The organism is Intrasporangium sp. (genome assembly GCF_032907665.1).
Classification (GTDB): Bacteria; Actinomycetota; Actinomycetes; order Actinomycetales; family Dermatophilaceae; genus Intrasporangium.
In genome coordinates this window covers 13040-22149 of sequence record NZ_JAJJPG010000058.1, presented here as the reverse complement: position 1 = coordinate 22149, position 9110 = coordinate 13040, and the positions used below count along the sequence as shown (strand labels likewise).

At 71.1% G+C, this 9110-nt stretch carries 9 protein-coding genes; 5 read left to right on the top strand and 4 right to left on the bottom strand.

The genetic code is table 11. The annotated features are described in order from the left end of the window. Window positions 1-3: 3 nt before the first annotated feature. Window positions 4-1158 (bottom strand): SGNH/GDSL hydrolase family protein, encoded by a 1155-nt coding sequence (locus tag LOY02_RS10370; RefSeq protein WP_317182281.1) that lies wholly within the window; start codon window positions 1156-1158, stop codon window positions 4-6. A 164-nt stretch (window positions 1159-1322) separates the two neighbouring features. Between LOY02_RS10370 and LOY02_RS10365 the strand changes: the two genes are divergently transcribed. From LOY02_RS10365 to LOY02_RS10355, 3 genes are all read left to right on the top strand, one after another. Further along, complete coding sequence (locus tag LOY02_RS10365; RefSeq protein ID WP_317182280.1) at window positions 1323-2693, top strand: cystathionine beta-synthase; 1371 nt, start codon at window positions 1323-1325, stop codon at window positions 2691-2693. A gap of 232 nt (window positions 2694-2925) precedes the next feature. Next, on the top strand, window positions 2926-3972 hold the full coding sequence (locus LOY02_RS10360; RefSeq protein ID WP_317182279.1) for a helix-turn-helix domain-containing protein: 1047 nt from the start codon (window positions 2926-2928) through the stop codon (window positions 3970-3972). Between the two features lie 139 nt (window positions 3973-4111). Beyond that, on the top strand, window positions 4112-5977 hold the full coding sequence (locus LOY02_RS10355; protein WP_317182278.1) for a S8 family peptidase: 1866 nt from the start codon (window positions 4112-4114) through the stop codon (window positions 5975-5977). 144 nt (window positions 5978-6121) lie between these two features. On the opposite strand, the gene LOY02_RS10350 is transcribed toward LOY02_RS10355, so the two are convergent. From LOY02_RS10350 to LOY02_RS10340, 3 genes are all read right to left on the bottom strand, one after another. Next, window positions 6122-6688, bottom strand: coding sequence for an HhH-GPD-type base excision DNA repair protein (locus LOY02_RS10350; RefSeq protein ID WP_317182277.1), 567 nt, complete (start codon window positions 6686-6688; stop codon window positions 6122-6124). A gap of 83 nt (window positions 6689-6771) precedes the next feature. After that, a complete protein-coding gene (locus tag LOY02_RS10345) occupies window positions 6772-7452 on the bottom strand; it encodes a universal stress protein (protein WP_317182276.1) in 681 nt (226 codons plus the stop codon). Window positions 7453-7522: 70 nt separating this feature from the next. Next, window positions 7523-8173, bottom strand: a complete 651-nt coding sequence (locus LOY02_RS10340; protein ID WP_317182275.1) for a YigZ family protein — start codon at window positions 8171-8173, stop codon at window positions 7523-7525. Window positions 8174-8235: 62 nt separating this feature from the next. Here LOY02_RS10340 and crcB (LOY02_RS10335) point away from each other — a divergent pair, with 62 nt between their 5' ends. Beyond that, window positions 8236-8739, top strand: coding sequence for a fluoride efflux transporter CrcB (crcB, locus tag LOY02_RS10335; protein ID WP_317182274.1), 504 nt, complete (start codon window positions 8236-8238; stop codon window positions 8737-8739). After that, on the top strand, window positions 8736-9110 hold the full coding sequence (gene crcB, locus LOY02_RS10330; RefSeq protein WP_317182273.1) for a fluoride efflux transporter CrcB: 375 nt from the start codon (window positions 8736-8738) through the stop codon (window positions 9108-9110). Before crcB (LOY02_RS10335) ends, crcB (LOY02_RS10330) begins: the two co-directional genes overlap by 4 nt.

Here is a 9110-nt window from a genome sequence, read left to right as displayed (position 1 = left end):
CGGCTACCGGGACGCCGCCATCGCGTCTCCGTCGCGGGGGGTGTCGTCGGGCGCCAGCCCGGCGGCGGTGCCGGTCCCGGCCAGTGGCAGTTCCGTCCCGTCGGCCACCGCGTCGGCCTCGGACCGAGGCTCTTCGTCCCCGCGGACGGGGTCGGCCTGGGGGACAGCCACCGTCGGTCGCAGGCGGCGACGGATCATCGCCCACCGGCCGTGGACGCCGCGCGCCTGGCCGGCGACCTCCGTCGGCGCCACCTCGGTGCCCGGGTTGGCCACGGCCCGGCTCGCAGCGACGGCCACGGGCCCGACACCCTCGCCTCGCCAGGTGCTCGGCTGAGTCGGGGTGCTGCGTTCACCGAAGAGATCCAGCGCGGCGCTCACGGTGGGCAGGAGGGCCGCGGCCACCCGTGCATAGCCGGCCGGACTGGGATGGAACTGGTCCTGGCTGAACATCACATGCGGCTCGGTCGAGAAGGCCTCGCCGAGCAGGTCACCGACAGACACGGCTCGTCCTCCGGCCTCGACGACAGCCACGGTCTGGGCGGCCGCGAGGTCCCGCGACCAGCGCCGGGCAAGGTAGCGCAGCGGCTGCGGCAGGGGCTGCACCGCGCCGAGGTCGGGGCAGGTGCCCACGACCACCTCGGCGCCGGCATCTCGGAGTCGGCGGACGGCCATCTCGAGATGCCGGACCGCGAGGGACCGCTCGATCCGGTGCGTCACATCGTTGGCCCCGATGAGGATGACGGCGACGTCCGGGTGGGGGACCCGCTCGAGGGCGCGGTCGACCTGAGCGTCGAGGTGGAGGGACTCGGCGCCGATGGCCGCGACGTTGGTCAGCTCGACCGGCCGCCCGCTGAAGGCGGCCACACCGTTGGCGATGGTGGCCCCGATGGTCTGCCGCGCGTGCTCTGCGCCCATGCCGGCACCCGTCGAGTCGCCGAGGACCACGAATCTGATGGGGTCCCCGTGGCCGAAACCGTAGGTTCCCTCGTCATCAGGAGCCCCGTCGAACGGCTGGCCCACGATGCGACGAGCCATGAGCGCCTCGATCCGCAGCAGGCCGTAGCCGGCGAGGCCCAGTGCGCCGATCCCGGCAGCGCCCACGCCGCCGCCGAACGCCGCGGTCTGGGCGATCTTGCGAGCCCGTCGTGCGCGACCCATCCAGAAACCCCCTTCAGCAGGCCTGGTTCAATGCACCTATCACCGTAACGTGTGGGGCCAACGGGAGATGCCCGACCCGTCCGTCGCCGGGCGGCGGTGGTGAGCAGGCGAGCCCAGCGGCATACCGCTCCTTCGGTGGCCGGTGCGGCACCTAGGATGATCCGGTGAAGTACGCAGAACACATCTCCGACCTCGTGGGCGACACGCCCCTCGTCAAGCTCAACTCGGTGGTCGAGGACGCCGACGTCAGGTGCACCGTGCTGGCGAAGGTCGAGTACTTCAACCCCGGGGGCTCGGTCAAGGACCGCATCGCGCTGCGGATGATCGACACCGCGGAGCGCGAGGGGCTGCTCAAGCCGGGCGGCACGATCGTCGAGCCGACGAGCGGTAACACCGGGGTGGGCCTCGCGCTCATCGCCCAGCGGCGCGGCTACTCCTGCATCTTCGTCTGCCCCGACAAGGTGAGCCAGGACAAGCGGGACGTGCTCAAGGCCTATGGCGCAGAGGTCGTCGTGTGCCCGACTTCCGTGGCGCCCGACCACCCGGACTCGTACTACAGCGTCTCCGACCGGCTCGTCGAGGAGATCGACGGGGCATGGAAGCCGAACCAGTACTACAACCCCGAGGGTCCCAACAGCCACTACGAGACGACCGGTCCGGAGATCTGGCGGGACACCGACGGTCGCGTGACGCACTTCGTGGCGGGAGCAGGGACCGGGGGCACGATCAGCGGCACGGGCAGGTACCTCAAGGAGGTCTCCGACGGCGCCGTGCGCATCATCGCGGCCGATCCCGAGGGGTCGGTGTACTCCGGAGGAAGCGGCCGTCCCTACCTCGTCGAGGGCGTCGGCGAGGACTTCTGGCCGGGAGCGTACGACCCGTCGGTCGTCGACGAGGTCATCGCGGTCTCCGACGCCGACTCCTTCGAGATGACCCGCCGGCTCGCCCGCGAGGAAGGGCTGCTCGTCGGCGGCTCCTGCGGGATGGCCGTCGTCGCGGCCCTTCGCGCGGCGAAGGACCTGCCCGAGGACGCCGTCGTCGTCGTCCTGCTGCCCGACTCCGGTCGCGGCTACCTGTCGAAGATCTTCAACGACGAGTGGATGGCGTCCTACGGGTTCCTCCACGACCACAGCGAGCAGACGGTCGGGGAGGTGCTCCGCTCGAAGTCGCGCGACCTGCCCGCCCTCGTGCACACGCACCCCAACGAGACCATCCGTGACGCCGTCCAGATCCTCCGCGAGTACGGCGTGTCGCAGATGCCGGTGGTCAACGCCGAGCCGCCCGTCGTGTCGGGTGAGGTGGCCGGCTCGGTGAGCGAACGGGCGCTCATGGAGGCCCTCTTCACGGGCCGCGCCCACCTCTTCGACTCGGTGGAAAAGCACATTGAGCCGGGCCTGCCCCTCGTGGGCGCCGGCGAGCCGGTGTCAGCCGCGCGGGACGAGCTCGGGAAGTCCGATGCGATCCTCGTCGTCGAGGACGGCAAGCCGGTGGGGGTGCTCACCCGGGCGGACCTGCTCGGCTTCCTCACGGACTGACCGCAACGTCCGCGGAATCGTTCTCGTTACTGCGGACGGGCCATCTTGACCGTTCGCTGGCCAAGACTTTGCGAAGTCATGGCCATCCCTTGGCAGCGTGCGGAAGCGGGTCGCTCGCTACCCGACGTAGCCTTTGACGGCCATCACGCGGATGGCGTCCATGCTCGTCAGGCACCCGCGGTCAGGTCCGGCGCCGCCGCCTGACGGGGTGTGCAGGCGATTGGAGCATTCGATGCCGCTGTCCCTGGAGACGCAACCCCTGGAAGCGTTGTCTCTGGAGGCGTTGTCCCTCGAACCCCTGGGTCTCAGCACGGCCGAACGCCAGGTGTACCTGCGACTGGTCGAGCTCGGCACGGCCGACACGAAGGCCCTCGCCGGTGACCTGGGCCGCTCCGTGGAGAAGGTCACCGCTGCCCTCAACCGGCTCGCGACCCGTGGGCTGGCGCACCGGGAAGACTTCGGCGGACGGCGGTTTCGGGTCATCTCGCCGGACGTGGCCCTGCCCGAGCTGATCCGGCAGCGGCAGCGGCAGCTCAACCAGCTCCAGGACGAGACCGAGCGGATCTGCGAGGCGGTCGCCCGCAGGGCCGGTGGTGGCTGCGAGGTCGTCGAGCGCATCGTCGGCCCCGCCGCGGTCCATGACGCCTGCGCCCAGATCCAGCGCACGGCCCGGAGCGAGGTCCTCATGGTCGATGCCCCGCCCTACTTCGTGGGTGGCGTCCAACCGAACGAGAGCGAGTTCGTCGCACTCGCGGCCGGGGTCTCCTACCGCGTCATCTACCACCGTGACGCGATCGCCGGCGAGGAGGCCCGCGCAGCGATGCGGCAGTACGTCGCGGCCGGTGAGCAGGCGCGGGTCAACGCCGAGGTGTGGCCGAAGCTGCTCATCGCCGACCGGGGAATCGGGCTCGTGCCGGAGTCGGCCCAGGACCCGGATCCCGAGAGGCGGCTGCTCATCCGTTCGTCAAGCCTGCTCGACGTGCTCATCACCCACTTCGAGCACCTGTGGGAGCGATCGATGCCCGTCGAGGCGCTCACCCGGACCGGCTCACCGGAGGACCTCGACTCGGCCGAGCGGGACCCCGGCATCTCCGAGCGGGACCGCGAGATGCTCACCCTCATGGCGGCCGGCCTCAAGGACCGGGCCATTGCACGGTCCCTCGGGATCACGGAGCGGACGGTGGGTCGGCGCATCAACGACCTGATGCGGCGTCTCGACGCGGACACCCGGTTCCGCGCCGGTGTCCGAGCCGTGCAGCGCGGCTGGATCACCGGGTGACGCACGGGCGGGTGGCAACTTCCGGACATTGTCCGGTTGCGCCCTGTTCGCCCGGGGCTGCGCTCAATAGCGTCCGGCGCGGACGCGACACCAACCTCGTGCCCGTCCTCGTCACTCCCCCCAGTGAAGGAGCTCCCGCATGAACCACACCGTGTGGCGCCGCCGAGCGTCACGGGCGGCCACCGCCGCCGTGGCCGCCTCGATCGCCTTGGCCTTCCACGCTCTTCCCGCTACCGGCGTCTCGTCCGGCCTCTCATCCGGCGTCGTGAGCGGGGTCTCGACCGGCGCCGCCGCTACCGCGTCGGCGGACCCGATCGTCGGGGCGAACAGTCCGGACGCCATCGAGGGCGAGTACGTCGTCGTCTTCAAGAACCAGGGCCAGAGCATCGCGGCCAACAACCGGTCCGCGACGGCGATGGCCGCGAAGCACGGCGGCCGCGTCAAGCACACCTACGGTGCGGTCATCGACGGCTACGCCGCGACGATGACCGAGGCGCAGGCGCTCGCCGTCGCAGCCGACCCCGCCGTCGAGCGGGTCGAGCAGGCCTACCGGGTCGAGATCGCCGACGAGCAGGTCAATCCCGGCAGCTGGGGCCTCGACCGCGTCGACCAGCAGGACCTGCCGCTCAACCAGCGCTACCGCTACCCGAGCACTGCCGGTTCAGGTGTCCACGTCTACGTCATGGACACGGGCGTCAACCTCAACCACACGGAGTTCACCGGTCGCACCGGCGGCGGCATCGACTACGTCGACGACGACAGCAACCCGTCGGACTGCAACGGGCACGGCACGCACGTCGCCGGCACCGCTGCCGGCACGAACTATGGGCTGGCCAAGCGGGCGACCGTCCACGCCGTCCGGGTCCTCAGCTGCTCCGGCTCGGGCTCGAACACCGACATCATCGCCGGCATCAACTGGATCAAGTCCAACGCCATCAAGCCCGCCGTCGTCAACTACAGCATCGGCTGCAGCTCTCGCTGCTCCGACACGACGATGGACAACGCGGTGAAGTCCCTCGTCGCGAGCGGCGTCATGTGGGTCCAGGCCGGAGGCAACGGCAACGACGACACGTGCTACTACAGCCCGCAGCGGGTCCCCGAAGCCCTCACCGTGGGCAACTCGACGAGCTCCGACGCGAAGGCCTCGAGCAGCGCCTGGGGCTCGTGCCAGGACCTCTTCGCGCCGGGCACGAGCATCACGTCGGCGTGGTACGACTCCAACACGGCGACGCGGACGATCTCGGGCACGTCCATGGCGAGCCCGCACGTCGCTGGTGCCGTCGCCCTCTACCTCGGCGCCAACCCCGGTGCGTCGTCGGCGCAGGTCCACTCGGCGATCGTCGGCAACAGCGTGAGCAACACCCTCACGGGCGTCCCGAGCGGCACCCCGAACCGGCTTCTCAACACCGAGTTCCTCCTCGGTGGGACGCAGCCGGGTGAGCTTCGCGTGACGAACCCGGGCAGCCAGACGAGCACGGTGGGCACAGCCGTGAACGTGTCCACGGGCGCGACGGGCGGCAGCACGCCGTACACCTTCTCGGCGACCGGCCTGCCTGCTGGTCTGTCGATCAGCTCGTCCACGGGCACCATCACGGGCACGCCCTCGACCGCTGGCACGTCGAGCGTCACGGTGACGGTGCGCGACTCCTCGGGCGCGACGGCCTCCGCGTCGTTCTCGTGGACGGTGAACGGCGGGGGCGGCAGCCAGTGCGCCGGGATGCGCAGCGTACGGACCGGAACGCTGTCGAACGGCCAGACCCAGACGCTGCCGTACTTCTACGACAGCACGTCCGGCCAGATCCGGGTCTGCCTCGACGGTCCGTCCGGCGCGGACTTCGACGTCTACCTGCAGAAGTACAGCGGCTACTCCTGGTACACCGTGGCTCGGGGCATCTCGTCCGGCGCGGACGAGTCGTTCACCTACAGCAACACGACGGGCTACTACCGCATCGTCGTCGACTCCTACTACGGGTCGGGCTCCTACACCGTGGGGGTGGACTACTGACGGCTGATCTGACGGCTGAGTCCTGATGGTCGTATGCCGCTGGGCTCGCCCCCGACGGAAGCTCACCCGAGTGGGTGGTCGCCTCCGCCGGGGAGCGGGCCCAGCGGCATACCGCGCTTGCTTGCCCCGTGACCCGGGCCGGCGTCAGCCCTTGAGCGCGGCCTTCTGCGCCTTCTTGTACTCGCGCACCTTGACGCGCGACTCGTCATCGACGACGTCGGCGATCGAGCGATGCCCGGGCCGGCCGTAGTCGCCGGTCGCCTCCTGCCAGCCCGGCGGGGTGACCCCGAACTGCTTGGCGAGGAGAGCTGCGAAGATCTTCGCCTTCTGCTCGCCGAAGCCGGGCAGGCTGCCGATCCGCTTGACGAGCTCAGCGCCCGACTCGACGCCGGCCCAGACGTTCGACGCGTCGCCGTCCCACTCGTCGACGATGGCCTGGCACAGCTGCTGGGTGCGCGTCGCCATCGAGCCGGGGAAGCGGTGCAGCGCGGGTGGCGTGCGGAAGTGCTCGAGCAGCGACTCCGGGGGCAGAGTCGCGATCGTCGCCGCGTCGAGGTGGTCGGTGCCGATCCGCTCGGCGAGGACGCTCGGCGACGTGAACGCCTTCTCCATCGGGATCTGCTGGTCGAGCTGCATGCCGAGCAGGAGCGCGAGCGGGTCGCGCTCGAGGAGGGCGTTGCCCTCGTCGGTCGTCGCGAGGTGGAGTGCCATGACCACCATCTTGTCGTATGCCGCGAGCCCGGCTCCCGGGCGACGAGCTCCGAGGCGCCTGAGGACGGCGCCTGGGCGTCCTGTCACCCCCCGCCGTCGCCGAGTTGTGCCTGCTCGCGCTCCGGAGCGTCGGCCGAGCCGAGCGTGTCGGTGCAGTCGACGACGAGGACCGGGATGCAGCTGTGGCGGATCAGCTCGCTGGACACGCTGCCGAGGATGAGGTCGCTCAACCCCCGGCCGCGCCGACCCACGACGACGAGGTCCATGTCCTCTTCGACCGCATAGGCACGCAGTGCCTCCGCGGGTGGGCCCGCGAGGACCTCACAGTTCACGCGTGGACGACCCAGCCGATCCGCGGCGGAGGCGAGGCGCTCGCGGGCACGGTCCAACGGCTCGCTCTGCGTCTCCTCGTTGGCGTCATAGCTCACGACCTCGGCGAGGACGAGGACGCCGTAATGGTCCCCGAGGACGTCGAGGGCCCGGTCCAGGGCGGACTGCGACTCCTCGGACCCGTCGAGGCCCACGAGGACGCGGGGCCCGCCAGGGGTCTCGGCGCGGGACCCGGGAGAGCCGTCGGGTCCGGTCTCGGCCACCCGCGGTTGTCGCTCGACTCGACTGAGCGCGATGGGCACGAAGAGCGGTCCGAGCACCACGGCGATCGCGGTCCACCATGCGTCGTGGCCGCGCCGGGTCATCCACAGGCCCGTGACCAGGCCGATGGCGACCCAGAGGGTCAGGACGAGGGCGATGCGGGTGCCATCCATGACCTCAGGCTGCCGTGCCCGGGCGGTACGGACAAGGCCAGGGTCCCGCTGTCCCGGTGGTCGGGAAGCGTCACGCAGTGACGTCGACCCAGGTTTCGCCGAGTGCGACGATGCCTGCCCCGCCGCTGGACACCTCGGCCACGAGGGCCTCGACGGCGCCGCGGGAGGAAGGGTCGACGCCGAGCGCCAGCGTGACGTCCCGGGCGCCGTGGGTGACATCGGTGACGGTCACGTCGGCCCGGCCGCGCAGGGCGTGCTCGAGGCGCGGAGCCGTCGCGTGCGAGGCGGTGACACCGAGGACGGTTCGGCGCTGCCGCTGGACGAGGGTGGCCGCGTCGATCGCGGCAGTGACGGCCTCGCCATAGGCGCGGGCCAGTCCACCCGTGCCGAGGAGCACGCCGCCGAACCAGCGCGTGACGACCGCGACGACGTCGCTCAGCCCCCGGCCCCTGAGCGTGTCGAGCATGGGAGCCCCCGCCGTGCCGGAGGGCTCGCCGTCGTCGTTGCTGCGCTGGGTCGCCCCGTCGGGTCCCAGGATGAAGGCAGTGCAGTGGTGGCGGGCGTCGCGGCTGGTGGCCCGGACGGCATCGATGAACTCACGCGCTGCCTCCTCCGTCTCCACGCGCGCGAGGTCGCAGACGAAACGGGACCGTCGCACCTCGATCTCGGCTGTGGATCGACCCGCGATGGTCACGTAGGAGGGCAGCGAGCTCAGCGGCATACCCTTTCCTCGGAGGGACGACGGGACGGCACGAGTATGCCGGTGGGCAGGAGAGGACACGAATGGACTCGCACCCGGTTCACGGTCCGGTGCACGGGCCCGTCGACCCCGACGTCACCCCGGAGGACGTGCGCACGAGCGAGGTCGACCACGCCATCGTCCGCGACCGGCTCGACGTGCTCGCCGTCATCGCCCTCGGTGGCGCCGTGGGGGCGGCGGCGCGGTACGCAGCGGGGCAGGCCTGGCCGTCGACGCCGGGGGAGGTGCCGTGGGCGACCTTCGCCGTCAACGTGATCGGCTCGTTTCTCCTCGGTCTGCTCATGGTCTACGTCACCGACGTGTGGCCACCGAGGCGTTATGTCCGGCCGTTCCTCGGCGTCGGGGTGCTCGGTGGGTTCACGACCTTCTCCACGTATGCGCTCGACACGCGCGCGCTGCTCGAGGAGGGGCGAGTCGGAGCCGCCGGGGTCTACGTGCTGGCGACGCTCGTGCTGGCCGTCGGCGGGGTCCTGGTGGGCGCCATCGTCGCGCAGGCCCTGACGCGGACCCGGGTGACCGTCCGATGACCCTCGTGCTCGTCATGGTGGGCGGGGCCGTCGGAGCACCGCTGCGCTACGTCATCGACCTCGCCGTGCAACGCTGGCACGGCGGCCGGTTCCCATGGGGCACCTTCACGGTGAACGTCCTCGGATCTCTGGTGCTCGGCGCGGTGCTGGGACTGGCGGCCTCTGGGTCGGTGCCGGCCGAGACCATGGCGCTCGTCGGGACCGGACTGTGCGGGGCCCTGACGACGTACTCCACCTTCACCTTCGAGACGGTGCGGCTTGTCGAGGAGGGGGCCTGGGCGGCTGCCGCGAGCAACGTCCTGCTCAGCCTCACCGGTGCCGTCGCGGCTGGTGCGCTCGGCTGGCTCGTGGTCCAGGCGGTGGTGCCCTGA

Excerpts from the sequence above, each read along its gene's own strand:
- crcB (WP_317182274.1), top strand. The coding sequence starts at position 8,236 with ATGGACTCGCACCCGGTTCACGGTCCGGTGCACGGGCCCGTCGACCCC.
- crcB (WP_317182273.1), top strand. The coding sequence starts at position 8,736 with ATGACCCTCGTGCTCGTCATGGTGGGCGGGGCCGTCGGAGCACCGCTG.
- LOY02_RS10370 (WP_317182281.1), bottom strand. The coding sequence starts at position 1,158 with ATGGGTCGCGCACGACGGGCTCGCAAGATCGCCCAGACCGCGGCGTTC.
- LOY02_RS10340 (WP_317182275.1), bottom strand. The coding sequence starts at position 8,173 with ATGCCGCTGAGCTCGCTGCCCTCCTACGTGACCATCGCGGGTCGATCC.
- LOY02_RS10360 (WP_317182279.1), top strand. The coding sequence starts at position 2,926 with ATGCCGCTGTCCCTGGAGACGCAACCCCTGGAAGCGTTGTCTCTGGAG.
- LOY02_RS10355 (WP_317182278.1), top strand. The coding sequence starts at position 4,112 with ATGAACCACACCGTGTGGCGCCGCCGAGCGTCACGGGCGGCCACCGCC.
- LOY02_RS10350 (WP_317182277.1), bottom strand. The coding sequence starts at position 6,688 with ATGGCACTCCACCTCGCGACGACCGACGAGGGCAACGCCCTCCTCGAG.
- LOY02_RS10345 (WP_317182276.1), bottom strand. The coding sequence starts at position 7,452 with ATGGATGGCACCCGCATCGCCCTCGTCCTGACCCTCTGGGTCGCCATC.